We start from the raw sequence: 26,274 nt of genomic DNA on the forward strand, positions 1-26,274 counted from the left end.
GAGTGTAGTGAATAAAAGGTGTCGCACCCGTGAATCAAGATGAACGTCAGGCCATTGCCCGTACCGTTACCGGCTTCTTTCAGGAGCTTGGTGCCCAGTTGGAAGAGTACTCGGAGGGGCGAGCTGTTGTCGGCCTGACTCTGACCGAAAAGCACATGAACAACGCCAGCTCATTGCATGGTGGGGTCACCGCCAGTCTGCTAGACATTGCTATGGGGCTCTGTGGCACCTGGGCGGCATCGGCGGAAGATCGCCGGGTTGCCATTACCCTGTCACTCAACACCAACTTCACCGCGACCGCGCCGGTTGGTACGCACGTGCGGGCGGTCGCTACCTGCCGCAACGCCGGTCACAAGGTATTCATGGCCAGTTGTGATCTGCTTGATCAGAATGACAAGCTGATCGGTTTTGGTGAGGGTGTATTCAAGAAGGGCGCCTATCGCAAGGACCTGCCGTGAGTGCTGCGCTGCTGCCGCTCGGTGTTGCGCTAGAGCTGGCAGGGCTGCTCAGTCACCAGCACTGGTTGAGCTGGCTCGCGGCTGGCGCCTTTGCAGTTTATTTCCTGCGCTTCTTCACCCGCCTGAACCCCTATCCACGTTGGCTCGGAATCTGCACGCTGGCAGTGCTGGCGGCGGCCATCGTGATAGCGCGTCCAGGTGCCGAGCTTTGGCCAAAGCTGGCCAGTTCGGTGGCCTACTACACCAGCTTTCTGGGTGCACTGGGGTTGATGCAGTTACTGGCGCAGCGCTTGCCGCAGCTGCGCGAGCTGCACAAGGCGCTGTTATCCGGGTCCAAGGTCGTGCTGTATCCGCGTTATGTGCTGGCCGCCGGCAGTATCGGCTCGATTCTCAACTTCGGCATGATGAACCTGCTCTGTGGGACCCTGAGCGAGCATCTCAAGCGCTATTCGTTGACCGATGAGCAGCGCCGGGCCGGTCTGCGCAGCGTCATGGTGACGACGCTGCGGGGGTTTGCCCTGGTGCCGCTGCTGGCGCCAACCAGCGTGACCATCGCCATCATATCGCGGGAAATGCCCGAGCAGTCCTGGAGCACTATGGTGCCTTACGGCGCGGTTGCTGCGGTGATGATGATTGTGGTCGGCTGGCGCCGGGAAACCCGCGGGCTGCTGGCGCTGCGCGACAATATTGGTGACAGCAGCAAGGCCGACGGCATGCCGCAGCTGTTGATTGGTAGTCTGCTGGGCCTTGGTGCCATCGGCCTGCTGGCGTCCCTGACAACATTGAGCGCGTCGCAGGCGGCGATGGTGTTGGTGCCTGCCGGGGTTATCAGCTACCTGCTGTGGCGCGAACGCAAACCTGCGCAGGTGCTGCAGGAAGTGACCGACAATATGGTCAGCATGCACAACGAAATGTTCATCTTTGGTTGCGCGGCGCTACTGGGTGGTGTGTTGGGCGCGGTGGCGCCGCTGGAGCAGATCGCTGCTTGGCTGGCGCAGGAGCCCAAGTACAATGTGCTGCTGGCGATTGGCAGCCTGTTCAGCACCATTACCTTGGCAGTGCTGGGGCTGGCACCGATTGTGTCGCTATCACTGACCGCGGGACTGCTGGCCCAGCTGTCACTGCTCGGGGTGCCGATCATGACGCCAGCGGTAGGGCTGATGTGCGGGTTTTCGCTGGCGATGATCTTCTCGCCCTTCGGTCCTTCGACGCTTATCCTGTCGCGCTACAGCGGCGAGTCACCGTATCAGGTGGCTTTTGGCTGGAACGGGCGCTTTGTTGCCAGCGTCATGCCGTTGCTGTTGTTGCTGATCTTCATTACCTACTGGTTGCAGAGCTGACATGCCTGAATTGCCTGAAGTCGAAACAACCCGCCGCGGGATTGCGCCGCACCTGGAGGGGCGTCGGGTTACCCGCCTGATCGTCCGCGATCGTCGCCTGCGCTGGCCGATTCCGGAGGATCTGGCGATCCAGATCGAAGGGCAGCTGTTCGAGCGTATTGACCGCCGTGCCAAGTACCTGCTGATGCGGATCGGCGGCGGCACGTTGATCGGTCACCTGGGAATGTCGGGCAGTTTGCGGCTGGTGCCGGCAGGCACGCCGGCGGCCAAGCACGATCACGTCGATATCGAATTGGATTCGGGCATGGCGCTGCGCTACACCGACCCCAGGCGCTTTGGCGCGCTGCTTTGGGCGCGGGCGGACGAGCCGCATGCACTGCTCGGCAAGCTTGGGCCGGAACCGCTGTCCGATGCTTTCGATGGCGAGCGACTCTACCAGTTGTCGCGCAGTAAGAGCACCGCGATTAAACCCTTCATCATGGATAACGCAGTGGTGGTCGGGGTCGGTAACATTTATGCGACTGAAGCCCTGTTTGCTGCGGGCATTGATCCGCGCCGGGAGGCGGGTCGGGTCAGCCGTCAGCGCTATCAACGGCTGGCCGAAGAGATCAAGCGCATCCTGGCCAGGGCAATCGAGCAAGGCGGGACCACGCTGCGCGACTTCGTTGGCGGCGATGGTCAACCTGGTTACTTCAAGCAGGAGTTGTTTGTTTACGGACGTGGCGGGGAGCTGTGCAAGCAGTGCGGTACCACGCTTTCAGAGTGCCGGCTGGGCCAGCGTAGCACCGTGTTCTGCCGACAGTGTCAACGCTAAACGGGTGAGTTACCGACTTGCCCTGCGCATGCTAACGCCCGCTCCAGCTGCGCTGTGTCGCAATTTTCATCAGGTGCGTTCCGTAACGCCGGGTTTGTGCCTACAATGAAGGCGATGCCGTGGGCCCACAGGAGTTTGGGACACGCAACCAGATCATTGCCTTTCGGGCCACAACCAGGGATTAACTATGCGCCTGTTACGTCATTCCACCGCACTTGTCGCCGGCCTGCTGATGAGCGCCAGCGTCATGGCTGCCGATTCCTACAACAACTACCAGCAAGACGAGCCGGGCTACTTTGCCATGATCGGTGATCTGGTTATCGCGCGTCCGTTGCTGCTGGGTGCCACCGTGCTGGGTACCGGCGCCTTTCTGGTCAGCCTGCCGTTCAGTGCGTTGGGCGGAAACGTGCCCGAGGCCGGGCGCGAGCTGGTCATTCGTCCCGCCGAGGAAACCTTCGTGCGCTGCCTGGGCTGTACCCGCGCGGGCTATGGTCGTCAGCAGCAGGACGAGCTTCGCTGAGATTGACGCAGCAGGGTTGTTGTTGGAGTCGGCGCTGATGTTGCCACCCTGGAGAGTGAGGGGTGGCTGATGCATTGAACACCAGTCGCCTGATTCGTTCGCGACTGGCGAAGCTACGCCCGGTCGGCATGGCCTTCGGGCTGGCTCTGGTGCTGCTGTTGTTCCTCAAGCACCAGTCGCTGGCCCAGCTGTTTGCCGGTATTGCTCTGTTTCTGCTTGGCATGCGCTATTTGGAAGACGGCTTCCGTGCCTTCTCCGGCGGTGCACTGGAGCGTTGGTTGGCGATCAGCACCGACCGGCTATGGAAGAGTCTTACCTTCGGTACGGTCAGTACCGCGCTGGTGCAATCCAGCTCGCTTGTTACCCTTTTTAGTATCGCTTTTCTCAGCGCTGGCCTGATCAGTCTGACGGCGGGGATCGGTATTGTCTTTGGTGCCAATCTGGGTACCACTACCGGCGCCTGGCTGATTGCGCTGATTGGCCTCAAGGTTGATCTAGCGCAGGTGGGTATGCCCTTGCTGGTGCTCGGCGTGTTGTTCGAGCGTAACAGCGCGGCGCGCTGGCGGGGTACAGGTCAGGTGCTGCTGGGTATTGGTTTGCTGTTTCTTGGTATCGACCTGATGAAGCTTGGCTTCGATGGTATGCAGCAAATCTTCGACCTGTCCGCCTACAGCGTCGGCGGCTGGCAGGGCATGCTGCTCTACGCGCTGCTCGGTATTCTGGCGACGGTACTGATGCAGTCCAGCCATGCCACCCTGATGATCACCTTGGCGGCGCTTGCCAGCGGCCAGCTTGAATATACCAATGCACTGGCGATGGCGGTGGGTGCCAACCTGGGAACCACGGTGACTGCTGTGCTTGCTGCTCTGGGTGCCAATAATGCCGGTCGCCAGTTGGCCGTCGCGCATATTCTGTTCAACCTGGTCACCGGCGTTGTTGCGCTGTCGGTGCTGCCGGTGTTGGCACAGTTGGTCGATACTCTGGCCGGCTGGCTTAGTATTGCGGCCGAGTCCTACACCCTCAAGCTGGCTTTGTTCCATACGCTGTTCAATCTGCTCGGGCTGGCGCTGATGCTGCCGCTGATACCGGTGCTGGTGCGCCTGCTGACCCGGCTGCTGCCACCTCCGAGTGAGCCGGTTAACGAGGAGCTGGCGGATCGTCCGCGTTCCCATGCGCTCTACCTCGACGGTGCCGCACAACTGCACGCAGGGTCGGCGGTCAGGGTGTTGCAGCAGGAGCTAGCTCATCTCGCCGCAACCAGTCGACAGGTTATTGCGTCGGCGTTGTATCTGCCGGGCAGTTTCCGTCAGGATATGACTCGCGAACGGGATCCGGGTGAGGCATTGGCGGTGCCGCCGCTGACCGAACGGGAGGACGCGGATGTGCTCTATCATCAGCATATCAAGGGTATTTACGCCGACATCGTCGACTTTATCGGGCATCTTGACTGCGAACTGCTGCCGGAACAGCAGCAGGCGCTGATGGATGTAAACCTGGCCGCACGGGACCTTGTGGAGTCGGTGAAGGCAGCCAAGCACCTGCAAACCAATCTGCGCAAGCACCTTGAGAGCCCGCGTCAGGCCATGCGTGACGGTTATCGCCAGCTGCGCGAGCAGGGCATGCTGCTGTTGAGTGATCAGGCCCGGCGGGAGGCCGAGTCATTGTCCGGCGCCGCCGATCGGCAGCAGTCGGCTGACTATCTGGATCAGGAGCAGCTGTTTCGCAGTCAGTTCGAGCAGCGTCTGCAACAGCAGCTGCGCGCTGGCGAGCTGGACGGCTGGCAGGCAACCAGTCTGATCAACGATCTGCATTACCTGCTGGAAATTAGCAGCAACCTGCGCGCCGCGCATGACATGATCTATACCCGTGCGGCGCTGACGGAGGCAGCCTGAACAACTGCGGTGTGGCGCATTGTTCGCGGTAAATCACAGACATAAAAAAACGCCTGATGCAGCGCATCAGGCGTTTTTTGTTACTGCCGAGTAACGCGAGCCTTATTTGGCTGCGCGCTTCTCTTTTTCCTTCGCGATCACGGCTTCGGCAACGTTGGCCGGGCACGCGGAGTAGTGCGAGAACTCCATGGAGAACTGACCGCGACCGGAGGTCATGGTACGCAGGGTGCTGATGTAGCCGAACATTTCTGCCAGCGGTACATCGGCCTTGATGCGGACGCCAGTTACACCGGCTTCCTGGCCTGCGATCATGCCGCGACGACGGTTCAGGTCACCGATAACGTCACCAACGTGGTCTTCAGGAGTGAACACGTCAACCTTCATGACCGGCTCCAGTAGCTGCGGACCAGCCTTCGGCATGGACTGACGGAATGCGCCTTTGGCGGCGATTTCGAACGCGATGGCCGAGGAGTCAACGGCGTGGTAGCCACCGTCAGTCAGCTCGAAATCAACGTCCAGAACCGGGAAGCCAGCCAGTGGGCCAGTGTCCATCAGAGACGCAAAGCCCTTCTCGATGGCCGGGAAGAATTCCTTGGGAACGTTACCGCCAACAACGCTGGACTTGAAGGTGAAGCCGGAGTTCGGCTCGCCGGGACGGATGACGTAGTCAATCTTACCGTACTGACCGGAACCACCAGACTGCTTCTTGTGGGTGTAGCTGTCGGTTACTTCGCGAGTAATGGTTTCGCGGTAGGCCACCTGCGGCTGACCAACAACCAGCTCTACGCCATAGGTACGTTTCAGAATGTCGACCTTGATGTCCAGGTGCAGCTCGCCCATGCCTTTGAGGATGGTTTCGCCGGAATCCGGATCAGTCTCAACGCGGAAGGTCGGGTCTTCTGCAACCATCTTGCCAATCGCGACGCCCATCTTCTCGGTGGAGCCTTTGTCTTTCGGCTCAACAGATATGGAGATTACCGGCTCGGGGAAGACCATCGCTTCCAGGGTGCAGGGGTCCTTCGGATCACACAGGGTGTGACCGGTCTGAACGTTCTTCATGCCGACGATGGCGATGATGTCACCGGCCTGAGCGTTGGTCAGCTCGTTACGGTCGTTGGCGTGCATTTCCACCATGCGGCCAACACGCTCGGTCTTGCCGGTGAAGGCGTTCAGGATGGTGTCACCCTTGGCCAGCTTGCCGGAGTAGATGCGGCAGAAGGTCAGGGCGCCGAAACGGTCGTCCATGATCTTGAATGCCAGGGCGCGGAAAGGTTCGTCGGCAGACACGATGGCGAACTTGCCGGTCGGGTTGCCTTCTTCGTCGGTCAGCGGCTGCGGGTTAACCTCAGTCGGGGACGGCAGGTAGTCAACAACGGCGTCGAGCAGCAGTTGCATACCTTTGTTCTTGAACGCAGAACCGCAGTAGGTCGGGAAGAATGCTAGTTCCAGAGTGCCCTTGCGGATGCAGCGCTTGATGTCATCGATGGCCGGCTCTTCGCCGTCCATGTACGCCATCATCAGGTCGTCGTCCATTTCGACAGCCATTTCGATCAGCTGTTCGCGGTACATTTCGACGTCGTCGGCCATGTCGGCCGGTACGTCTTCAACCTTGTAATTTTCCGGCAGACCGGTTTCGTCCCAGATGTAGGCCTTGCGGGTCAGCAGGTCAACCACACCGGAGAAGGTGTCTTCGCGGCCAATCGGCAGGGTCATGATCAGCGGTTTGGCGCCCAGTACGCTCTTGACCTGCTCGGTTACGCGCAGGAAGTCTGCACCGATGCGGTCCAGCTTGTTGACGAAGATCAATCGGGAAACTTTGGAGTCGTTCGCGTAGCGCCAGTTGGTTTCGGACTGGGGCTCAACGCCGCCGGAACCACAGAATACGCCGATACCGCCGTCGAGTACTTTCAGCGAGCGATACACTTCAACGGTGAAGTCAACGTGGCCGGGGGTGTCGATGACGTTGAAGCGGTGGCCTTTCCAGAAGCAGCTGACAGCAGCAGACTGAATGGTAATACCGCGCTCGGCTTCCTGTTCCATGAAGTCGGTGGTGGACTCACCCTCGTGTGTTTCACCCAGCTTGTGGATCTTGCCGGTGAGTTTGAGGATACGTTCGGTAGTAGTTGTCTTACCGGCATCAACGTGGGCGAAGATACCAATATTGCGGTAGAGGGATAGATCAGTCATGGCAGTCTCTGATAGCCGGGTGAAAAAACAGGCGGTCAATATACAGGAATCGAAAAAGAAACTCTCGGCTTTTACGATGAAATAGTGTTAAGACCTCTGCCGTCTGTCTGGCGATGGCACTATGCGGGCGTTGATTGTTTATAGCTGTGCGCAATCAAGCGGCATCAGCTCGGTTTATCTGAGCGCGTGCGCGCTACATGACTGTTAAGGTGTCGCCTTTTTTCCTGCAACTGCAGTGTTGTAAATCACCTTGACATCAAACTACCCAGCGGAGAACAACCGTGGCCGATAACAACAGCAATATGAGCGACGAGGCGGTCGTAGAAGAGCGTGTCGGTTTTCAGATGCCGCACATCTACGTCATTCTTTTTGTATTTACCGCTATCGCAGCGGTGTTGACGCACTTTATCCCTGCGGGGCTGTACGACCGCGTGACCCTGGAGAATGGCCGGGTCGCAATCAACCCCGAGAGTTACCGCCAGGTCGAGGCAACCCCGGTCAGCCTGGAGCAGTTCATGCTGGCGATTCCGCAGGGCCTGGTCGATGCCTCCATGGTGGTGTTTTTCACCTTCATTATCGGCGGCATGTTCATGGTCATTCGCACCACTGGCGTGATCGACATCGCCGTGGACAAGCTGACCCGCCGCTTTGCCAACCGCTCCGTGCTTATTCTGCCGGTGCTGATGCTGACCTTTTCGGTGGTGGCAACACTGATTGGCACCCAGGAACTGGCGTTGGTCTATGTGCCGGTTATCCTGCCGCTGATGATCGCACTGCGTTTTGACAGTATTACTGCAGTGGGCGTCGCGCTGCTGGCGACGACCGCCGGGTTCTCCGCCGGGGTGCTCAACCCGATCAACACTGGTCTGGGGCAGATGATCGCCGAGGTGCCGATCTACTCCGGCGCCGGTTTGCGCTCGCTGCTGTTCCTGCTGCTGGTCGGGTCAGGTGTACTCTATATCACTCGCTATGCCTTGAAGGTGCGCGCCAACCCCGAATTGAGCCTGATGGCCGGTGACAGCAAGGAAGCCGAGAAGCGTCGCCATTATCAGAACGAGGAAATCGGTGAGCCGATGCACTTCAGTCCCCGTCAGTTCTGGGCAGGCATGGCGGCGCTGGGTTTCTTCGCGGTGATGGTCTGGGGCGTGCTGACGCGTGGCTGGTTCATGATGGAGATGGCGGGTCTGTTCGTCATCATGGGCGTGGCTGTGGGTATGATCGCTGGCCTGTCGTTGGGCAATATCTGCGAAGCGTTCAACCGTGGATTTCGCGAAGTCTTGGTTGGCGCCATGATTTGTGGCCTCGCCCGTGCCGTTGCGGTGATGCTCGAGCAGGGGCAGGTAATGGATACCTTGGTATTTGGCCTGGGCAATCTGGTTGGTTCTTTCCCCGAGACGCTGGCCGCAGTGGGCATGTTTATCTCCCAAGTGGCTTTCAACTTTGTCATTCCGTCCGGAAGCGGACAGGCACTGGTGACCATGCCGATCATGGCGCCGTTGTCTGATCTGATTGGTGTAACTCGGCAAACGGCGGTGTTGGCGTATCAGTTGGGTGACGGTCTGTCGAACATCCTGTATCCGACCTCGGGCTACTTTATGGCCACACTGGCGCTGGGCGGTGTCACCTGGGATCGCTGGGTACGTTTTTTCCTGCCGCTGTTCGGCATCTGGATCGGCATTTCCCTGTGCTTTGTTATCTATGCCCAAGTGGTAGGCTGGACGGGCTGAGTCTCCTTCGCGTTCAGATGCGTATGAAAAAGCCGGACCAGCGATATCGTGGTCCGGCTTTTTTCTGCCTGGTGACAACAGCAGCCGTGCTGCGCTCGCTTGGGCGATTGGCCGATATTGGGTGGTGAACTCGAGTTCTATCGCCCTTGGACTGGTTTGCTTGGCACGCGCGTGACCGGGTTGTTGATCAGCGACACCAGGACAAAGCTCAGCAGCATCAATAGATACCAAGAACTCAGTTTGGCCAGAGAGACCATGTGCCACTGTTCTTTCTGGTTGGGGTAGACCCAGATGTTGGCGTAGGTGGCGATGTTTTCGGCAATCCAGATGAACAGCGCCACCAGAAACCAGCCTAGCAGCAAGGGCATCCAGCGATGGGTCTTGCTGATCTTGAAATGAATTTGCGTCCGCCAGAAGAGGTAGACCGTGGTCGCCAGTAATACCCAGCGCAAATCCCAGAAAAAGTGATGGGTAAAGAAGTTGAGGTAGATCAGGATGACCAGTACCAGGGTCTGCCAGCGCACCGGGTAGTGGGTGTATTGAAAGTCAAAAAGGCGCCAGACGCGGGCGATATAGCTACCCACAGCGCTGTACATGAAACCGGTAAACAAAGGCACGTTACCGATACCAAACAGGTACGCCTCCGGGTACTGCCAGGAGCCGATGGCATCCGAGGTCTTGAACAGCTCCATGATCGTGGCGGTGACATGAAACACTACAATCACCATGGACTCGCGCAGGGTTTCCAGACGCGCGGCCAGCATAAATAGCTGAAAGCCGATCGCGGCGAGGAAGATGAAGTCGTAACGGTGCAGCCCTTCAATCGGGTACCAGTAGCGGGTCACCACCATCACCAGCAACAAAAAACCGCCGAACAGGCAGGCATAGGCCTGTTTGAGGCCGAAACGCCAGAACTCGTAGATAAAGGTTTTTATACGAACACCTTTGCGTCGTGATGCGGTTGGTTTGTTGCCGGGTTATTCGCTTGGTACCGGTGCCGCCTGCGCCTGCACGCTGGCGGCGCCGATACCGCGAGGATCACTGGCTGCGGAGACGCGGTTGGTTGCCTTGTCCCAGGACACCGCGTGCATGTTGCCGTAGTCACGGCCCACTGGTTCGATCCGATGACCCATCGCTTCCAGCGCCTGACGCTGCTGCTCGGTGAAGGCGGCGTCTTCGACCTGAATGTAGTCCGGCAGGTACTGATGGTGAAAGCGCGGGCGGCTGACCCAGCGCTCGACCGGCTCACCGTGCATGGCTTCCAGTGCGCCCAACAGCACCATGGTGATGATGCGGCTGCCGCCAGGGGTGCCGAGCAGCGCGAGTTGGCGGTCGTTTTCCAGCATGGTCGGGGTCATGCTCGACAACGGACGCTTGCCGGGTGCAATCGCGTTGGCCTCACTGCCGGCCAGACCATACGCGTTGCTGCCGCTCGGGTCGGCAGCGAAATCGTCCATCTCGTTGTTGAGTAATACGCCGGTGCCGGGCGGGGTGAAGGCCGCGCCGAACGGCAGGTTGATGCTCAAGGTGGCGGCGACGGCATTGCCATCGGCATCGATCAGCGAGAAGTGGGTGGTGTTGGTGCCTTCATGGAAGTCGCGCAGTGGGCCGAGTTCACTGCTGCGGGTGGCGCGCTCGGGGTCGATATCCCGGGCCATTGCCACGGCGTAGGCCTTGGAGGTCAGCTCGGCCACCGGCACGGGCACAAAGTCGTTATCGCCTAGCAGCATGGCACGGTCGCGGTAGGTGCGGCGCATCAGCTCGACCAACTGGTGGGTCTGCTGGATCGAGCCATTGGCGCTGGCCGGCAGGGCGGGCAATGCCTGCAGAATGCCCGCCAGCGCAATGCCGCCGGCCGACGGCAGCGGCGCGCTGATAACCTGGTAGCCGTCGCTGACAAAGCGGATCGGGCTGCGTTCAATGACCCGATAGTTATCCAGATCCTGCTGCTGCCAGACGCCGCCGGCGGCCTGAACGCCGCTCAGCAGCCGTTCAGCAACGGGGCCACGATAGAAGCCGTCGCGTCCCTCGCTGGCAATGGCGCGCAGGGTCTCAGCCAGCTCCGGCTGGGTGATCAGCGTGCCGACCTCGGGTGCCTGGTTATTGCGCAGAAACAGCCGAGTGGTCTCGGCGTCACGCTGCATGGCTTCCAGTCGGTAGCCGACCAGGGTGCGATAGTGCTCGCTGCTGGTGAAGCCGTTTTCGGCGGCATCGATGGCGGGCGCCAGGGACTGAGCCAGCGGCAGGCGGCCATAATGGGTGGCGAGGTGGACCAGTGCGGCAGGTATGCCGGGAATGCCAGCGGCAAGCGGACCATTGATCGCCGGATCGCGCTGCACCTTGCCGCTGGCGTCGCGGTAAAGGTCGCGGCCTGCTCGGCCCGGCGCGGTCTCGCGGGCATCGATGAACCGGTAAGGTTGTTCGCTGTTGGCGGGCTGGCGCAGCAGGAAGAAGCCGCCGCCGCCAATGCCGGAACTGTATGGCTCGACGACCGCCAGCGTGGCGGCGACGGCGACAGCCGCATCAAAGGCGTTGCCGCCGTCGGTCATGATTTGCAGACCCGCGTTGGTCGCTACCGGGTGAGCGCTGGCGACGGCGTTGCGGCCGGGGCCGTCGGCTGCCTGCAGCGGCGCGGCGAGCGCCAGCAGGGCGGTGAGGCCGAGCAGGCGGGTGAGCGTGCGCACGCTGAGACTGATCATGGTCAGGCCTTACCGGTGAGGATCCGATACTTGTCCATCAACTCCTCCTGACTCTCGACGTTGTCCGGGTCGAGCGGGATGCAGTCGACCGGGCAGACCTGCTGGCACTGGGGCTCGTCGAAGTGACCGACGCACTCGGTGCACAGGTTGGGGTCAATGACGTAGATTTCCTCGCCCTGTGAGATGGCGCCGTTGGGGCACTCGGGCTCGCATACATCGCAGTTGATGCAGTCATCGGTGATGATCAGAGACATGCGTGCGCTCTCCGCAGGATCAGGCGTGATAGCGCTGGATCAGCGCTTCATTCACGGCCGGATGAACAAACTTGGTAACGTCGCCACCCAGTGCGGCGATTTCGCGTACCAGGGTAGAAGAAATGTAGGAGTACTTCTCCGACGGCGTCAGGAACAGGCTTTCGACATCCGGGGCGAGTACGCGGTTCATGTTGGCCAGCTGGAATTCGTACTCAAAGTCGGATACCGCGCGCAGGCCGCGCAGCAGAACGTTGGCGTCCACTTCCTTGACGAAATGCGCGAGCAGCGAGGAGAAGCCGACCACCTCGACGTTGGGCAGGTGGCCCAGCACGGTGTTGGCTAGTTCGACGCGCTGCTCCAGGGTAAACGCCGGGTTTTTCTTCGGGCTGGCTGCCACGGCAACGACGACCCGATCAAACAGCCGTGATGCGCGTTCGACCAGATCGGTATGACCTTTGGTAATGGGGTCGAAGGTGCCGGGGTAGAGTACGGTATTCATGCGTGATCGAGTCCTGCGGCTGTGTTGTCGAGAGGCAGATGGTAGCTCAACACTCGGCGAAAACCCAGATGCAGAGCGGCGGCGACACCGCTAAGGTGTCGCCGCCGTAGTCAGCTGAGGTCGCTGGCCAGCTGACTGGCCAGCCGCGCGGCAAGGCCGTAGATCGACAGCTGCGGGTTGGCGCCGATACTGGTCGGGAACAGCGAACCGTCGATGATCGACAGGTTTTCCAGTTGGTGATGGCGCCCGGCGCTGTCCACCACCGCCCGTGTTGGGTCCTCGCCCATGGCACAGCCGCCCATGACGTGGGCGCTCGCCAGCCGGACGTCGTGCAGACGGTAGCTCAGGCTGGCGACCTGTTCCTGGTAGTCGGCCCAGCTGGTACTCAGGCGGCCGTGGGCGTGGCTCGGCATCACCGCTTTGGCACCAGCGGCGAACTGGATTTCACCCATGCTGAGGAAGGCGCGGCGCAGGCCGTCCCAGAGATAGTCGGTGATCGGATAGTCGAGCACCGGGTCGCCGTTGTCGCGCAGTGCCACGGTGCCGCCCTGGCTCTGTTCGTGGAAACCGTCGCGCAGCAGCGCCAGCAGGATGTTGCTCTGTGGCAGCGACGCCATGCGGTGCAAATGCTGCATGCCAAAGCCGCCCATCAGGGTGGAGGTCAGGCTCGGCTGCATCGGCGGTACTTCCAGCTTGTAGCCGACCGGGCCGGTGGTGCCTTGATCCCACTGAAAGTGGTCTGAGTAAATTGACTGTGGCGCACCATAGTAGCCGTGGATGTCGCGGTCGTACTGGGCCAGGGTCAGGTTGACCGGATGCAGGAAGGTGCGTTTGCCGACCCGGTCGTGCGGATCCGGCGCCTTCGAGCGCAGCAGCAGCGCTGGATTGTTGATGCCGCCACCGGACAGCACGATGTGGCGGCCGCGCAGGCGCAGACGCTGACCTGCGGGCTTGCTCAGGGTGGCGTCCATTGCCCGGCATTCCACCTCGCTGATGCGGTCGCCATCAAATACCAGGCGCTCGGCGCGAGCGCTGTGCACCAGCACTGCACCTTGCTCCAGGGCAGCGGGCAGGGTGGTGACCAGCATCGACTGCTTGGCGTTGGTCGGACAACCGGTGCCGCAGTAGCCGAGGTTCCAGCAGCCACGGACGTTGCGCGGAATCACCTTCCAGTGGTAGCCGAGCTTTTCGCAACCCAGGCGGATCACGTCGTTGTTTGCATTCGGCGGGACTGCCCAGGGTGCAACGCCGAGGCGTTCTTCCATGCGGGCAAACCAGGGCGCCATGCTGGCGCTGTCCAGCCCCTTGACGTCGTGCGCCTCGGCCCAGTGGGCCAGGGTCTGGTCCGGGGTGCGGAAGCTGCTGGTCCAGTTGACGGTGGTGGTGCCACCGACGGTGCGGCCCTGCAGGATGCCAATACCGGCATCGGCGGTCGCCCGGGCGGCACCTTCCTGATACAGCTCGGCGTAGGCCTTGCCTTCGTCATTTTTGAAGTCGCTGGAGGTTTTCAGCGAGCCTTCTTCCACCAGCAGCACACGCAGGCCGGCGTTGGCCAGAATTTCCGCGCTGGTGCCGCCACCGGCGCCGGTGCCGATGATCACGACGTCGGCTTCAAGGGTCGTTTCCTGGTCGAGGGCGCTGGCGTCTATGACCTGCCAGCCGCGCTCAATTCCCTGCAAAAATAGATCGGGTACGGGCATGGTAATTCCCTGCAATCGAAATCAGATGATGGGCGGACCGGGGTAGCCAACGGCGGCCCAGGACTGAGGCGTGGCGTACCAAGCCATGTGCAGCAGTTGCAGCAGGCTCTTGTGGCCTTTGCGCAGCATATCGAAGCGGCTGTCGCGCCAGCGCAGCAGGAAGGCCTCAAGCTGGGCCGGACTGGCCTTGGCCAGGTCGCCCCAAATGCCGGTCAGCGGGCCGCGGGTCAGTGGCATCGAGAGCATGCCCAACAGGTTCAAGACCTCGCTCTGAACGAAGGGCGAGCTGTAATGCAGGGAATGGTCAAGCTGGGCGATGGCCAGTTCGATGGCGTTGCTGTTTTCGCTAAAGGCCGGGTGCGGGCCGACTGCGGCTGGAAACAACGCCGCGAGCAGGGGCAAGTCGGATTCGCGCAGTACGGCGAGGTTGCTGGCCGGTTCGGCAGAGCTGCAGCCGCTTAGGGTAGCGGTCAGGCCAGCGGTGCTGAGCATCACACTGGCACCGAGGCCGAGCTTGAGCAGGCTGCGCCGGTCGAGGTCGGGTGAATTGTTGTCTGACATGATCAGTCTTCTTCCTGTTGCCGGCAGGGTGGGCCTGCCGGGTGGCATCGGCGCACGTTTAGCGCAGGAACAGCTTGTACACCAGCTTCAGCAGCTTGCCGCCGTAGGGCGGGTAGATCGGCTTGGCGCCGTTGTAACGCTGCTTGATGTACACGCCCTTGGCTTTGCTCATGGTGAGAAAACCTTCGTGGCCGTGGTAGTGGCCCATGCCGGAATCTCCGACACCGCCAAACGGCAGATCATCCTGGGCAACGTGGAACACGGCATCGTTGACGCACATGCCGCCAGCGTGGGTCTGCTCCATCAGGCGCTGCTGCTCGGCTTTGTCATAACCGAAATAGTACAGGGCGAGCGGGCGCGGGCGGTCGGCGATGTAGTCGAGCGCGGCGTCCAGCTGGTCGTAGGGCAGAATCGGCAGCAGCGGCCCGAAGATCTCCTCCTGCATCACCTTCATCTCGTCACTGACATCGAGCAGTACCGTGGGCGCAATGATGCGAGTGCCGGTCAGATCCTCGTTGGCCGGGTTGACCGGCAGAACGCGGGCGCCTTTTTCCTGCGCGTCGCTGAGGTAGCTCTGCAGGCGCTGGTACTGACGCGGATTGACCACCTGGGTGTAGTCGGCATTGTTGAGCAGGCTCGGATACATCGCGGTGAACTGATGATGCAGTGCCTCGGCCAAGGCCTCGACCCGATCGCGTGGACAAAGAATGTAGTCGGGGGCGACGCAGGTCTGGCCGGCATTCATCGCCTTGCCGAAGGCAATGCGTTCGGCGGCGTCGGCGAGCGGTACATCCGCTGAGATGATCGCCGGTGATTTGCCACCCAGCTCCAGGGTGATCGGGGTCAGGTTGTCGGCGGCTGCACGCATCACGTGGCGCCCGATGCTGGTGGCACCAGTGAACAGCAGATGATCGAATGGCAGTTTCGAGAAGGCGACCCCAACATCGGCTTCGCCCGTGACGACGGCGACCTGCTCTTCGGGGAAGATCTCGCTCAGCATTTGCTCCAGCACCTCGGCCGTGCGCGGTGTGGATTCACTCATCTTGATCATCGCCCGGTTACCGGCAGACAGCGCTGTGACCAGCGGGCCAATGGCGAGAAACAGTGGGTAGTTCCAGGGCACGATGATGCCGATGACGCCGAGCGGCTGATAGACCACTTGGGCCTTGGCTGGCTGGAAGGCCAGGCCAACCTTGCGCTTTGATGGTTTCATCCAGCGGCGTACGCGCTTGCTGGCGTAGTGAATGCCTTCCAGTGAGGGCATGATTTCCGCCAGGCGGGTTTCGTCTGCAGAGCGGCGGCCGAAGTCCTCGTTGATGGCGGTGATGAGCGCCTCCTGATGTTTCAGGATGGCCTGCTTGAGCGCTTTCAGGTGCTCAATGCGGTCGTCAGCCGAGGGTATGGGCGCCTTGCGAAAAGCGGTGCGTTGCGCCTCGAACAGCTTCTGCATGCGGCTGATGGACTGCTGTTGCTCTTGCAGATAAGCAATATCGGCTACCATGGGGCCTCCGTGGACTGACCGGTGGTTTTCACCACTGTTGTTGTTTTCTGACTGCCGGTGGAGTGGTGACTCCCGCCAGCAAGTGGTCTGGGATGTAATTTTTAGAGTAATTGCTCTAAAGTGTCAAATATTCAGCAAACGAAGCCGATCTATTGCCATGAAAACCCGCGACCGTATTCTTGAAGCCAGCCTGCAGCTGTTTAACGAGCAGGGCGAGCGCGCTGTTACTACCAATCACATCGCCGCTCATCTGGGGATGTCGCCGGGCAACCTCTATTACCACTTCCGCAACAAGCAGCAGATCATTGCCGAGCTGTTTGATCACTACGAGCGCGAGCTGGAAGACAGTCTGGCGCTGCCGGCAGACCGCGGGCTCGATCTGGATGACAAGGCGCGCTACGTCGAGAGTCTGAGTGAGTCGCTGTGGCGCTACCGCTTCCTGCAGCGCGACCTTGAGCATCTGCTGGCCAGCGACGCGCAGGTGGCCGAGCGTTACCGCCTGTTCTCGCGGCGGGCACTGCAGGCGGTTGAGGGGATCTTTCAGGGCACCATCGACGCCGGCATTCTCGACGCCCGCTACGCCAACGCCGAGGTGCTGGCGCTGAACAGCTGGCTGCTGATGAACAGCTGGACCAATTTCCTCTGCACCACGGTGTTGACCGACCCGCAAGTTCAGCTGACTCCGCAGATGCAGCGTCGGGCGGTCTATCAGGTGCTGGCCCAGGAACTGGGTCTGTTGAGCGATGCGGCCCGCCCGCGGGTTGAGGCGATGCTGCGCGACTACTACACCGAGTTGCCGGACGCCTGAAGCTGTTGCTGCAGCCAGTCGGGAATGCGCCGCTCGAGGTAGTAGCGCGGTCGCCACGGCGAGCCTTCGATAAAGCCGACGTGACCACCGCCCTGATGCAGTTCAAATTCGGTGCGCGACCCCAGCTCGCTCAGCTGCGGCAAGCTGCGCGGATAGACGAAGGGGTCGTTGGCGGCTTGAATCAGCAGGCAAGGCACCTGAATGGCACCGAGGAAGTAGCGACTGCTGCAACGCCGGTAGTAGTCGTCGGCGCTGGCAAAGCCATGCAGCGGTGCGGTGACCCGGCCGTCGAAGTCCCAGAAGGTATCCATCCCGTCCAGTGAGCCCAGCGCATCCAATCGGGCGTGTTCGCTGTGCCAGCCCTGATGGCTGAACAGCCGCTTCTTGTTGCTGACGTAGGCCAGCATGTCGCGCATGAAGCGGCTCTGGTAGACGCGGGAAAAGCCGACGCTGATGCGGTCGGCGCATTCATCCAGCCGAAACGGCACCGACACCGCGACCGCAGCCTGCATCGGGCAGGCGTCCGCGCACTCGCCCAAATACTTCAGCAGCACGTTGCCACCGAGGGAGAAGCCGGCGGCAGCGAGCGTGCGGCCGGGGTAGCGCAACAACACATGATTGACCACCTCGGCCAGGTCGTCGCTGGCGCCTGAGTGGTAGGCGCGGGCGCTGTGGTTGGGCTCACCCGAGCAGCCGCGCCAGTTGACCGCGACGCTACGCCAGCCGAGTTTGGCCAGCTGTTGTTGCTGGCCGAGGATGTACAGCGAGCTGGAGCTGCCGGTCAGCCCGTGCAGCAGAATCACGCAGGGTTGCTCATAATGGTCCGGGCCAAACCAGTCGAGATCGAGAAAGTCGCCGTCGGCCAGCGTCAGCCGTTCGCGCTCACGCTCGAGCTGCGGTGGGCGCCGCAGCAGCGGGCTGAACAGGGTCTGCAGATGGCCGCCGGGCAGCCAGCGCGAGGGCCGGAAGCTGCTCAATCCTGTCGATGCCACAGGCTGTACCAGACCTGACCGGCGCGCTTCTCGCGGTGCAGCTGCCAGTTGCCGGGCAGTGCCAGCTGACTTGGCGGTTGTTCGCTTTCGATGTAGATCTGCGCTTCGTCGGCCAGCCACTGGTTGGCTTCCAGTGCCGCGCAGGCCGGTTCCAGCAGTCCCTGGCGGAACGGCGGGTCGAGAAACACCAGATCAAAGCGCCGTGGCGGCGTGCTGGCCAGCAGTGACAGACCGTCCTGCTGGACTACCTCGGCACGGTCGCAGTTCAGCGTTTGCAGATGGCCGCGCAGGGTATGCACGACGTCACGACTGAGGTCGCCGGCCAGTGCACTGGCGGCCCCGCGCGACAGCGCTTCCAGGGTCAGCGCGCCGCTGCCGGTGAAGGGGTCCAGGCAATGCGCGCCGGGCACGTCGCTGCTCAGCCAGTTGAACAGGGTTTCGCGCACTCGGTCCGGGGTCGGACGCAGGCCTGGCTGTTCGGTAAAGGTGAAGCGGCGGCTGCGCCACTCGCCAGCGATGATACGCAGCTGGCTGACTCTGGCCTTGGCCTGGTTGGACTTCATGCACTGGGCTCCTGCTCTGCCGCCGCGCTCGGCTGGTCGGCATCGTCGTCTGATTCTGCGGGTTGTTGCGGTGGCCCTACGGTGATCACCACGCGCTCGCTGGCGGGCAGGTGGCGGGCAAAGGCGTCGCGGATGTCATCCACCGTCAATGCCTGCACGCGGTCGAGGAACAGCTGCATGTAATTAAGCGGCAGATGATAGAAGCCAATCGCTGCCAGTTGCGCAACGATGGCCGAATTGCTTGCGGTGCTGAGTGGAAACTCGCCGAGCAACTGCTGCTTGGCACGGCTCAGTTCGGCCTCGGTCGGGCCCTCGCTGATGAAGCGGTCGAGGGTCTGGTTGACCACCATCAGTGCCTGCTCGGCCTGATCGCTGCGGGTCTGCAGTGAGATCACGAACGGGCCGGGCGCCTGCATCGCGCTGAAGTGGCTGCTGACACTGTAGGACAGGCCGCGCTTCTCGCGCACCTCCTCAACCAGGCGTGAGCCAAAGCCACTGCCACCGAGGATCTGGTTGCCGAGGTAGAGCGCGGCGTAATCCGGGTCATCCTTGCTCATGCCCTGCTGGGCGACCAGTACGTGGGTCTGGCTGCTGGCAAAGTCGATATGCTGGCTGCTAGCGGAGATTTTTTCCGCTGGCGGCGTTGGCTCGGCAGCAGGTCCTTGCGGCATGGCATCGGCCAGATGCTGGGCCAACTGCTCGGCGCGGGCACGGTCGATGTCGCCGACCAATGCGATCACTGCGTTGCCGGCGCTGTAGTAGGTCTGCTGGAAGCGCTGCAGATCGTCACGGCTGATGGCCTTGAGGCTGTCTTCGGTACCATCCGGCGGGATGCCGTAGGGGTGGTCGGGGTAGAGTGTGCTCCACAGCGCCTCGCTGGCCTGCGCGCCGGGGCGCTGACGGGCGTAGCGCAGGCCAGCGAGCAGTTGCTCGCGGATGCGCTCCAATGAGTTGGCCGGGAAGCTCGGCTTGGCCAGAATCTGTGCAAACAGCGACAGTGCCGGCTCCAGCTTGTCGGCAGCGGTCAGGGTGCGCAGGCTGATCAGGCCCATATCACGGTGCGAGCTGTTGCTGAATTGGGCGCCGAGACGCTCGAAGCCCGAGGCGATGTCTCCGGCATCCAAGCTGCCGGTGCCTTCGTTGAGCATGGCGTTGGTCAACATGGCCAGCCCGGGCAGCTCACCGTCGCGGCTGGCGCCAGCGGCGTAGAGCAGTTGAATGTCGAGCATCGGCAGCTCGCCGGCGTGCATGAAGTACACCGGTGTGCCTTGTCGGGTCTGCCAGTGCTGCAGATCCAGCCCGCGGCGCGCCGGCGGGGTATCCAGATCCAGTTCCTCCAGTGAGCTGAGTGCCGGTAAAGGTGAGCCGAAGACCTCACTGGCGGTGTCAGCCGCTGTTGCAGTCGGCGCTTGGGCAACGGCAGGCGTGTCAACGGCTGGCGGGTTGTCAGGGGTGCGTTCCATCAGCAGGAACAGCATCGTGCCGAGGGCAGCCAGTGCGATCAGCCAGCGCAGGACGGAAAAGGGTTTGCTCTGGCTCATGGCTGCTGCTCCTCGCGGGCATTGGGCAGGTTGTAGCTGCGGGTCATGCGCTCGCGTACCAGATAGCGACGGGCAACCTCACTGATCTGTTCCGGGGTAACCGCTTGCAGCGCATCGATATCGTTGTCGACCAGCTTCCAGGGCAGGCCGACGGTCACCAGTTCGCCGATGCGGTTGGCCTGCTGCATGATGTTGTCCTGGGCATAGACCAGCCCGGCCACCACCTGTGCCTGCACGCGGGCCAGCTCTTCTGCGCTTGGCGGCGTCTGTTTGATCGCGTCAATCTCTTTCCAGATGGCGGCTTCCAGTTTCGGCAGGTCGGTATTGCGTGCCTCATTGGGGATGCCGCTAAAGACGAACAGGCTGTCGCCGCGGGTAAAGGCGTCGTAACTGGTGCCGGCCGAGGTGGCGATGGCGTCGCCGCGCTCCAGGTGGCTTGGCAGGCGGGCGCTGTAGCCGCCGTCCAGCACGGCATCGAGCAGGCGCAGGGCGTGGGCTTCCCACGGCTCGCTGACGGTATTGAGTGACGGTACGTTGAAGCCGAGCAGCAGGCTCGGCAGCTGCAGGTCCAGATGCTGGGTCAGGCTGCGCTCCCCGGGTGCCGCCAGCTCCAGCGGCTGGCGTACCACCGGCAGGGTGCCGGCCGGGACGGCGCCGAAGTAGCGCTCGACCAGTGGCTTGACTGTTTCCGGGTAGACGTCGCCAACAATCACCAGGGTGGCGTTGCCCGGCACGTAGTGGGCCTTGTACCAGGCGCGCAGGTCTTCGATCTGCATGCGGTTGAGGTCGTGCATCCAGCCGATCACTGGCTGGGCGGAGGGGCTGGCGGTGTAGGCCTGGGCCAGAAAGCGTTCGTAGGCAAGCCCGTTCGGGTTGTCGTCTACCCGCATGCGGCGCTCTTCCTTGATGACCTCGATCTCCTTCAGGAATTCGTCCTTGGGCAGGGTCAGCAGGTGCATGCGCTCGGCTTCCATCTCCAGCGCTACCGGTAGCTGATCGCGGCTGAGCATCTGGTAATAGGCGGTGTAGTCGCGGTTGGTCATGGCGTTTTCGCTGGCGCCAAGACTGCTCAGCAGACGCGAGGCCTGGCCGGGTTCAAGGTGTTCGCTGCCCTTGAACATCATGTGTTCCAGTGCATGCGAAAGGCCGGTCTGCCCCGGTGGCTCGTCGACTCCGCCGACCTTGTACCAGACCTGCGAGACCACCACCGGCGCGCGGTGATCCTCGCGGATAATGACGTTCAGCCCATTGTCGAGGGTGTAACTGTGGGTAGGTTGCCGACTTTCGGCCATGGCCGTCGGCGCGAGCAGTGGAAGCAACAGCAGGAGAGTACGCAAGCGCAACATGCAGGTGTCCTGTTATACAGCGCGGTAATCGTGTGACCCTGCATGCAGACTGGCGTACTGCCTGCTGCTGAGTCATACCGCCGTTGGCGGAAGTGGGGTAGGATAACCCAACCTTCAATACGGCGAAGCATTCGCCGTCGAACTCAGATAGTGACTCTTCATGTTTGGTTCCAAAGACAAACCGCAAAACCCCGAAGCCCAGAATACTACCAAGCCGGAAAAGAAAGGCTTGTTCGGTTGGGCACGGCGCCGGGAAGAGCCGGCACCGAGTGAGCCGCAGGCCGATGCTCCAGCCCCGCTCAGTGGTGACCTGAATACCGTCGAGGGCCGTGAAGCAGCGGCCCGTGAGGCGGCTGCCTCGCTGTTTTCCGAACTGGGCCAGAAAGCGCCGGTCGAGGAAACCCCGGAACCGGTCGCCGAGCCGGAGGCCAAGGGCTTCTTCGCGCGCATGCGCCAGGGCCTGTCCAAGACCAGCGTCAACCTCGGCGAGGGTATGGCCAACCTGTTCCTCGGCGAAAAGGAAATCGACGACGAACTGCTGGAAGACATGGAAACCCGGCTGCTGATGGCCGACGTCGGCATTGAAGCCACCACCATGATCATGGAAACCCTGCAGCAGCGCGTGACCCGCCGTCAGGTGTCCAGCCGCAAGGCGCTCTATCGTGCCCTGCAGGGTGAGCTGGAAGCGCTGCTGGCGCATGTGGCCAAGCCGCTGGAAATCGACAGCAGCAAGAAGCCTTATGTGATTCTGGTGGTCGGCGTAAATGGCGTCGGCAAGACCACCACCATCGGCAAGCTGGCCAAGCGGCTGCAGAGCGAAGGCAAGCAGGTGATGCTGGCCGCCGGCGATACCTTCCGCGCTGCCGCGGTTGAGCAACTGCAGGTTTGGGGCGAGCGCAACCAGATCGGCGTGATTGCCCAGCACACCGGTGCTGACTCCGCCTCGGTGATCTTTGACGGCCTGCAGGCCGCCAAGGCCCGTGGCGCCGACGTGCTGATCGCCGACACCGCCGGCCGTCTGCACAACAAGGACCACCTGATGGACGAGCTGGCCAAGGTCAAGCGCGTCATGGCCAAGCTGGATGCCGATGCGCCCCATGAAGTGATGCTGGTGCTCGACGCCGGCACCGGCCAGAACGCCATTTCCCAGACCAAGCTGTTCGATCAGGCGGTTGGCCTGACCGGTCTGACCCTGACCAAGCTGGACGGCACCGCCAAGGGCGGGGTGATCTTTGCCCTGGCCAAGCAGTTTGGTTTGCCGATTCGTTTCATCGGTGTGGGCGAGCAGATCGACGACTTGCGCCCCTTCACCGCACCCGACTTCGTTGCCGCGTTGTTTGGACAGAAGCCATAAATGATTCGCTTCGAGCATGTCAGCAAACGCTACCCTAACGGACATCAGGGGCTGGACAAACTCAGCTTCCACATCCGGACCGGCGAGATGGTGTTTATTACCGGCCACTCTGGCGCCGGCAAGAGCACCCTGCTCAAGCTGATCATGTGCATGGAGCGCCCCAGCAGCGGCGCCGTGCACGTCGGTGGTCAGAACCTGCGCGACCTCGGCAGTGACGACATTCCCTACCTGCGCCGCCAGATCGGCGTGGTGTTTCAGAACCACCAGTTGCTGTTCGACCGCACCGTATTCGACAACGTCGCTCTGCCGTTAATCATCAACGGTACCCCGGCCGACGAAGTAGGGCGCCGGGTGCGCGCGGCGCTCGACAAGGTCGGCCTGCTGAGCAAGGAAAACAGCTACCCGATCGCGCTGTCTGGCGGTGAGCAGCAGCGGGTCGGTATCGCCCGCGCGGTGGTGCACAAGCCGGCGCTGCTGCTGGCGGACGAACCGACCGGTAACCTTGACCCGGAACTGTCGGCGGAAATCATGGCGCTGTTTGAAGACTTCAATCGGGTCGGCGTGACCGTGATCATCGCCAGCCATGACCTGCCGCTGATTGCCCGCCTGCATCACCGCACCCTGACGCTGGATCAAGGCCATCTGCTGGCCGATGGAGAGTCCTGATGAGCAGCGCCAAGCAACCCCAGCCCGGCCGCCGCAAGACACCCAGTGGGGCGGCGCGCTCCCAGCGCGACTGGCGTCACCCGCTGCGCAGCTGGTTCGGTAGCCACCGTGACAGCGCCCGTCAGGCGCTGGTGCGGGTGCGTCACTATCCGTTCAGCAGCGCTATGACGGTGCTGGTGATGACCATTGCCCTGGCGCTGCCGATGGGCCTTTCGGTGCTGATTGGTCAGGTTAAGCAACTGGGGGTGAACTGGCAGGAAGCAGCGCAGATCTCCGTGTATCTGGCGGATGACGTCAGCGCCGAGAAACAGCAGAGCCTGACCGAACAGATCGGTCAGTTGGTGGGTGTGGCGCAGGCGCAACTGCTCGACAAGGATCTGGCACTGGCCGAATTCCAGCAGCACGCGGGCATGGGCGATGCGCTGCTGCAGCTTGACTACAACCCGTTGCCCAGCGTGATTGTGGTCACTCCGTTGAGTATCGACGGTGGCGCCGCGGCGCTGGAGCCACTGCGTGATCGCCTTGCCGCCATTGACGGCGTTGAACAGGTGCAGATTGATCTGCTCTGGGTTGAGCGACTGGCGGCGATTTTGGCGATGTTTGAGCGTTTTGCCGGTGGCCTTGGCGTCTTGCTGATCATCGCCTTGCTGCTGGTTATGGCCAACACCATCCGGCTGGCTATCGAAAGCCGCCGTGAAGAGATTCTGGTGATCAAGCTGGTGGGCGGCACCGATGCCTTCGTGCGTCGCCCGTTCCTCTATATTGGCGTGCTCTATGGCCTGCTCGCCGGAGTGCTGGCCTGGATACTGCTGGCGTTTGGCCTAGCCTGGCTGAATGTTACCGTCGAACGCGTGGCATCGCTTTATCAGAGCGATTTCGCCCTGTTCGGCATGCCCTGGAGTGACGGCCTGGCGCTGGTGTTCGGCTCTATGGTGCTGGGGCTGGCCGGCGCCTGGCTGGCGGTTGGGCAGCATGTAAGGGCTATTGAGCCGCAATAAGGCAGCGACAAGCCGCAAGCCTCAAGCGAAAACCGCGAGGCGTTTAATGGCGAGTTTGTCCGTCGAGCGCGGTGTGGCAGTAAACGCCGGGATAACCCGTTTACAGGCCGCCCGCCGGAAGTATCCTGGTTACGCTTGCCGCCACGCTGAACTTTAGGTTACGTTCACAGTCTTATTTTGCGGTGATACACTCAGCCGTTCTTATTTGGGGAGTTCGAACATGAGCACTGCATTGCAGCCTGTTCATACCTTGGCTCCGGGAGCCAATCTCGAAGCCTACATTCAAAGCGTCAGCGCCATTCCGATTCTCAGTGTAGACGAGGAGCGGGTGTTGACCGATCGCCTGTACTATCACGAAGACCTGGAAGCTGCACGTCAGCTGGTCATGTCTCACCTGCGTTTTGTCGTGCACATCGCTCGCAGCTACTCCGGTTACGGTCTGGCTCAGTCTGATCTGGTGCAGGAAGGTAACGTTGGGTTGATGAAGGCGGTCAAGCGTTTCAATCCGGAGATGGGCGTGCGCCTGGTCTCCTTTGCCGTGCACTGGATTCGCGCCGAGATCCACGAGTTCATCCTGCGCAACTGGCGTATCGTCAAGGTGGCGACCACCAAGGCCCAGCGCAAGCTGTTCTTCAACCTGCGCAGCGCCAAGAAGAAGCTGTCTTGGCTGTCACAGGATGAAGTGGAGGCAGTAGCGGCTGATCTGGGCGTTGCCGAGCGCGAAGTCCGTGAGATGGAGAGCCGTCTGTACGGCCAGGATCTGGGCTTCGATGGCGCGCAGGACGGTGACGACGATGCGGCCTACGCCCCGGTGCATTATCTGGAAGATAAGCGCTACGATCCGGCTACCCAGCTGGAGTCGGCTGACTGGTCTGACAGTGCCAGCACCAGTTTGCTGACCGGTCTGGAGGCGCTGGACGAGCGCAGCCGCGATATTCTTTACCAGCGCTGGTTGGCCGAAGAGAAGGCCACGCTGCACGAGCTGGCAGCGAAGTATCAGGTGTCGGCCGAACGTATCCGTCAGCTGGAAAAGAACGCCATGAACAAGCTGAAGAAGAATCTTGAAACCGAGGTTGAAGTCTGACGCTTGCTGCATTGAACAAGGGGCATCCGCAGGATGCCCTTTTTGTTTGTCTGGAATAAACATAAAACCAAGGAGTAACGCATGACGCGCCGTCAGGGTGTGCGATTGGCCACACTGTTCACCGTGGTGATTCTCGCCTTCTATGCATTTGGCTATTGGCAGTCTCGGCCCGAGGCTCCCGAACCGATGCAATGGCAGGAGCGTTATCAGGCCAATCTGCTGACTCCGCTGCACGAGCAGCAGCTGACCCTTGGTGATGCGGGAGCGGTGCTGGGGCATGGCACCCTATGGATGATCAGCTCTGAAGGTGAGCCGTTGCTGGTCAGCCGCTATACGATGGAAAGCGATGACTTGAGCTGGCGCGTGCAGGCGGTGATCGGCCTGACACCCGAGCAGACCGACAGTCTGGTCCAGGCCCAGGCCTGGCAACCGGAGCTGCCGGATCAGCCGATCAACTCGGCAGTCGGTGATGCCCTGAAAGACCGCAAGATCGTGCGCCTGAGCCTGATCCCCAACGAGCCGATGTCGCTGGCGCAGGTGCAGGGCACCTTCGGCAACCCGGATCTGCGTTTGCCGGTCAGCGAAGGGGAAGCCTGGGTTTATCCGAAGGTGGGCGCGGTGGTTGCTGTTGGTGAAGAGCAGGCGCATTCGATCATGTTTGGTCTGCGCGACGACCTTGAGCAGTAGTGCGGGTGCTTAAGCGCCCATCTGCGGCGTTGCGCTTCTGCTTGCCAGATCGCTCGCGGAGGGTGTGAGGCAGGCTCGGCGAG

At 61.7% G+C, this 26,274-nt stretch carries 24 protein-coding genes; 12 read left to right on the forward strand and 12 right to left on the reverse strand.

All coding sequences use genetic code 11. The features are described 5' to 3' along the window. The first annotated feature begins 29 nt into the window (after positions 1-29). From ACKPCU_RS03390 to ACKPCU_RS03410, 5 genes are all read left to right on the forward strand, one after another. Positions 30-458 carry a PaaI family thioesterase gene (locus tag ACKPCU_RS03390; protein ID WP_104736566.1) on the forward strand — a complete coding sequence of 143 codons (429 nt, stop codon included), beginning with the start codon at positions 30-32 and terminating at the stop codon, positions 456-458. After that, positions 455-1,798: a hypothetical protein gene (locus tag ACKPCU_RS03395; protein WP_104736565.1), complete on the forward strand. Its 1,344-nt coding sequence runs from the start codon at positions 455-457 to the stop codon at positions 1,796-1,798. The genes ACKPCU_RS03390 and ACKPCU_RS03395 overlap by 4 nt, the downstream gene beginning before the upstream one ends. Before the next feature lies 1 nt (position 1,799). Further along, positions 1,800-2,612, forward strand: coding sequence for a bifunctional DNA-formamidopyrimidine glycosylase/DNA-(apurinic or apyrimidinic site) lyase (mutM, locus tag ACKPCU_RS03400; protein ID WP_321349913.1), 813 nt, complete (start codon positions 1,800-1,802; stop codon positions 2,610-2,612). A 187-nt stretch (positions 2,613-2,799) separates the two neighbouring features. Then, complete coding sequence (locus ACKPCU_RS03405) at positions 2,800-3,132, forward strand: multidrug transporter (protein ID WP_104736563.1); 333 nt, start codon at positions 2,800-2,802, stop codon at positions 3,130-3,132. Between the two features lie 62 nt (positions 3,133-3,194). Beyond that, on the forward strand, positions 3,195-5,024 hold the full coding sequence (locus ACKPCU_RS03410; RefSeq protein ID WP_321349914.1) for a Na/Pi cotransporter family protein: 1,830 nt from the start codon (positions 3,195-3,197) through the stop codon (positions 5,022-5,024). A 102-nt stretch (positions 5,025-5,126) separates the two neighbouring features. On the opposite strand, the gene fusA is transcribed toward ACKPCU_RS03410, so the two are convergent. Further along, positions 5,127-7,211, reverse strand: coding sequence for an elongation factor G (gene fusA, locus ACKPCU_RS03415; protein ID WP_321349916.1), 2,085 nt, complete (start codon positions 7,209-7,211; stop codon positions 5,127-5,129). Positions 7,212-7,492: 281 nt separating this feature from the next. Between fusA and ACKPCU_RS03420 the strand changes: the two genes are divergently transcribed. Further along, positions 7,493-8,938 carry a YfcC family protein gene (locus tag ACKPCU_RS03420; protein ID WP_211287028.1) on the forward strand — a complete coding sequence of 482 codons (1,446 nt, stop codon included), beginning with the start codon at positions 7,493-7,495 and terminating at the stop codon, positions 8,936-8,938. Positions 8,939-9,075: 137 nt separating this feature from the next. On the opposite strand, the gene ACKPCU_RS03425 is transcribed toward ACKPCU_RS03420, so the two are convergent. The 7 genes from ACKPCU_RS03425 to ACKPCU_RS03455 form a co-directional block, all read right to left on the reverse strand. Then, entirely contained in the window at positions 9,076-9,801 is a 726-nt protein-coding gene (locus ACKPCU_RS03425; protein ID WP_321349920.1) for a DUF817 domain-containing protein, read from the reverse strand. A gap of 114 nt (positions 9,802-9,915) precedes the next feature. Next, on the reverse strand, positions 9,916-11,637 hold the full coding sequence (gene ggt, locus ACKPCU_RS03430) for a gamma-glutamyltransferase (RefSeq protein ID WP_321349922.1): 1,722 nt from the start codon (positions 11,635-11,637) through the stop codon (positions 9,916-9,918). A 2-nt stretch (positions 11,638-11,639) separates the two neighbouring features. Further along, entirely contained in the window at positions 11,640-11,891 is a 252-nt protein-coding gene (locus ACKPCU_RS03435) for a YfhL family 4Fe-4S dicluster ferredoxin (protein WP_104736558.1), read from the reverse strand. A gap of 19 nt (positions 11,892-11,910) precedes the next feature. Beyond that, complete coding sequence (gene coaD, locus ACKPCU_RS03440) at positions 11,911-12,390, reverse strand: pantetheine-phosphate adenylyltransferase (protein WP_104736557.1); 480 nt, start codon at positions 12,388-12,390, stop codon at positions 11,911-11,913. 110 nt (positions 12,391-12,500) lie between these two features. Continuing rightward, the gene (locus ACKPCU_RS03445; protein WP_321349926.1) at positions 12,501-14,090 is read right to left on the reverse strand and encodes a GMC family oxidoreductase; all 1,590 of its coding nucleotides are present in this window, start codon (positions 14,088-14,090) and stop codon (positions 12,501-12,503) included. 21 nt (positions 14,091-14,111) lie between these two features. Then, entirely contained in the window at positions 14,112-14,651 is a 540-nt protein-coding gene (locus tag ACKPCU_RS03450) for a twin-arginine translocation pathway signal protein (RefSeq protein ID WP_321349927.1), read from the reverse strand. 58 nt (positions 14,652-14,709) lie between these two features. Next, on the reverse strand, positions 14,710-16,152 hold the full coding sequence (locus ACKPCU_RS03455; protein ID WP_321349929.1) for a coniferyl aldehyde dehydrogenase: 1,443 nt from the start codon (positions 16,150-16,152) through the stop codon (positions 14,710-14,712). Positions 16,153-16,309: 157 nt separating this feature from the next. Here ACKPCU_RS03455 and ACKPCU_RS03460 point away from each other — a divergent pair, with 157 nt between their 5' ends. Continuing rightward, positions 16,310-16,960, forward strand: a complete 651-nt coding sequence (locus tag ACKPCU_RS03460) for a TetR/AcrR family transcriptional regulator (RefSeq protein WP_104736554.1) — start codon at positions 16,310-16,312, stop codon at positions 16,958-16,960. Here ACKPCU_RS03460 and ACKPCU_RS03465 read toward each other — a convergent pair. From ACKPCU_RS03465 to ACKPCU_RS03480, 4 genes are read right to left on the reverse strand one after another with little or no spacing between them, the layout of a single operon-like run. Continuing rightward, positions 16,936-17,952 (reverse strand): hydrolase, encoded by a 1,017-nt coding sequence (locus tag ACKPCU_RS03465; RefSeq protein WP_321349932.1) that lies wholly within the window; start codon positions 17,950-17,952, stop codon positions 16,936-16,938. The two genes, ACKPCU_RS03460 and ACKPCU_RS03465, sit on opposite strands and share 25 nt — an antisense overlap. Continuing rightward, positions 17,934-18,515 (reverse strand): 16S rRNA (guanine(966)-N(2))-methyltransferase RsmD, encoded by a 582-nt coding sequence (gene rsmD / locus ACKPCU_RS03470; RefSeq protein WP_321349934.1) that lies wholly within the window; start codon positions 18,513-18,515, stop codon positions 17,934-17,936. Before rsmD ends, ACKPCU_RS03465 begins: the two co-directional genes overlap by 19 nt. Next, positions 18,512-20,056: a M16 family metallopeptidase gene (locus ACKPCU_RS03475; RefSeq protein ID WP_321349936.1), complete on the reverse strand. Its 1,545-nt coding sequence runs from the start codon at positions 20,054-20,056 to the stop codon at positions 18,512-18,514. The genes rsmD and ACKPCU_RS03475 overlap by 4 nt, the downstream gene beginning before the upstream one ends. Then, positions 20,053-21,402: a M16 family metallopeptidase gene (locus ACKPCU_RS03480; protein WP_407651803.1), complete on the reverse strand. Its 1,350-nt coding sequence runs from the start codon at positions 21,400-21,402 to the stop codon at positions 20,053-20,055. The genes ACKPCU_RS03475 and ACKPCU_RS03480 overlap by 4 nt, the downstream gene beginning before the upstream one ends. 160 nt (positions 21,403-21,562) lie before the next feature. Between ACKPCU_RS03480 and ftsY the strand changes: the two genes are divergently transcribed. From ftsY to ACKPCU_RS03505, 5 genes are all read left to right on the forward strand, one after another. Further along, on the forward strand, positions 21,563-22,756 hold the full coding sequence (gene ftsY, locus ACKPCU_RS03485) for a signal recognition particle-docking protein FtsY (RefSeq protein WP_321349938.1): 1,194 nt from the start codon (positions 21,563-21,565) through the stop codon (positions 22,754-22,756). Beyond that, on the forward strand, positions 22,757-23,422 hold the full coding sequence (gene ftsE / locus ACKPCU_RS03490; protein WP_321349940.1) for a cell division ATP-binding protein FtsE: 666 nt from the start codon (positions 22,757-22,759) through the stop codon (positions 23,420-23,422). Beyond that, on the forward strand, positions 23,422-24,420 hold the full coding sequence (gene ftsX / locus ACKPCU_RS03495; protein ID WP_321349941.1) for a permease-like cell division protein FtsX: 999 nt from the start codon (positions 23,422-23,424) through the stop codon (positions 24,418-24,420). The genes ftsE and ftsX overlap by 1 nt, the downstream gene beginning before the upstream one ends. Before the next feature lie 220 nt (positions 24,421-24,640). Continuing rightward, positions 24,641-25,504 carry an RNA polymerase sigma factor RpoH gene (rpoH, locus tag ACKPCU_RS03500; protein ID WP_321349943.1) on the forward strand — a complete coding sequence of 288 codons (864 nt, stop codon included), beginning with the start codon at positions 24,641-24,643 and terminating at the stop codon, positions 25,502-25,504. Between the two features lie 81 nt (positions 25,505-25,585). After that, a complete protein-coding gene (locus ACKPCU_RS03505; protein WP_321349946.1) occupies positions 25,586-26,191 on the forward strand; it encodes a hypothetical protein in 606 nt (201 codons plus the stop codon). Positions 26,192-26,274 lie beyond the last annotated feature (83 nt).

Origin of the sequence: Halopseudomonas oceani (assembly GCF_963677335.1) — a bacterium.
GTDB classification, from domain to species: domain Bacteria; phylum Pseudomonadota; class Gammaproteobacteria; order Pseudomonadales; family Pseudomonadaceae; genus Halopseudomonas; species Halopseudomonas oceani.

Coding starts and splice junctions, on each gene's coding strand:
- ACKPCU_RS03480 (WP_407651803.1), bottom strand. CDS start 21,402: ATGTTGCGCTTGCGTACTCTCCTGCTGTTGCTTCCACTGCTCGCGCCG.
- ftsY (WP_321349938.1), top strand. CDS start 21,563: ATGTTTGGTTCCAAAGACAAACCGCAAAACCCCGAAGCCCAGAATACT.
- ACKPCU_RS03435 (WP_104736558.1), bottom strand. CDS start 11,891: ATGTCTCTGATCATCACCGATGACTGCATCAACTGCGATGTATGCGAG.
- ACKPCU_RS03405 (WP_104736563.1), top strand. CDS start 2,800: ATGCGCCTGTTACGTCATTCCACCGCACTTGTCGCCGGCCTGCTGATG.
- ACKPCU_RS03460 (WP_104736554.1), top strand. CDS start 16,310: ATGAAAACCCGCGACCGTATTCTTGAAGCCAGCCTGCAGCTGTTTAAC.
- fusA (WP_321349916.1), bottom strand. CDS start 7,211: ATGACTGATCTATCCCTCTACCGCAATATTGGTATCTTCGCCCACGTT.
- ACKPCU_RS03445 (WP_321349926.1), bottom strand. CDS start 14,090: ATGCCCGTACCCGATCTATTTTTGCAGGGAATTGAGCGCGGCTGGCAG.
- ACKPCU_RS03450 (WP_321349927.1), bottom strand. CDS start 14,651: ATGTCAGACAACAATTCACCCGACCTCGACCGGCGCAGCCTGCTCAAG.
- ftsX (WP_321349941.1), top strand. CDS start 23,422: ATGAGCAGCGCCAAGCAACCCCAGCCCGGCCGCCGCAAGACACCCAGT.
- coaD (WP_104736557.1), bottom strand. CDS start 12,390: ATGAATACCGTACTCTACCCCGGCACCTTCGACCCCATTACCAAAGGT.
- mutM (WP_321349913.1), top strand. CDS start 1,800: ATGCCTGAATTGCCTGAAGTCGAAACAACCCGCCGCGGGATTGCGCCG.
- rpoH (WP_321349943.1), top strand. CDS start 24,641: ATGAGCACTGCATTGCAGCCTGTTCATACCTTGGCTCCGGGAGCCAAT.
- ACKPCU_RS03505 (WP_321349946.1), top strand. CDS start 25,586: ATGACGCGCCGTCAGGGTGTGCGATTGGCCACACTGTTCACCGTGGTG.
- rsmD (WP_321349934.1), bottom strand. CDS start 18,515: ATGAAGTCCAACCAGGCCAAGGCCAGAGTCAGCCAGCTGCGTATCATC.
- ggt (WP_321349922.1), bottom strand. CDS start 11,637: ATGATCAGTCTCAGCGTGCGCACGCTCACCCGCCTGCTCGGCCTCACC.
- ftsE (WP_321349940.1), top strand. CDS start 22,757: ATGATTCGCTTCGAGCATGTCAGCAAACGCTACCCTAACGGACATCAG.
- ACKPCU_RS03475 (WP_321349936.1), bottom strand. CDS start 20,056: ATGAGCCAGAGCAAACCCTTTTCCGTCCTGCGCTGGCTGATCGCACTG.
- ACKPCU_RS03455 (WP_321349929.1), bottom strand. CDS start 16,152: ATGGTAGCCGATATTGCTTATCTGCAAGAGCAACAGCAGTCCATCAGC.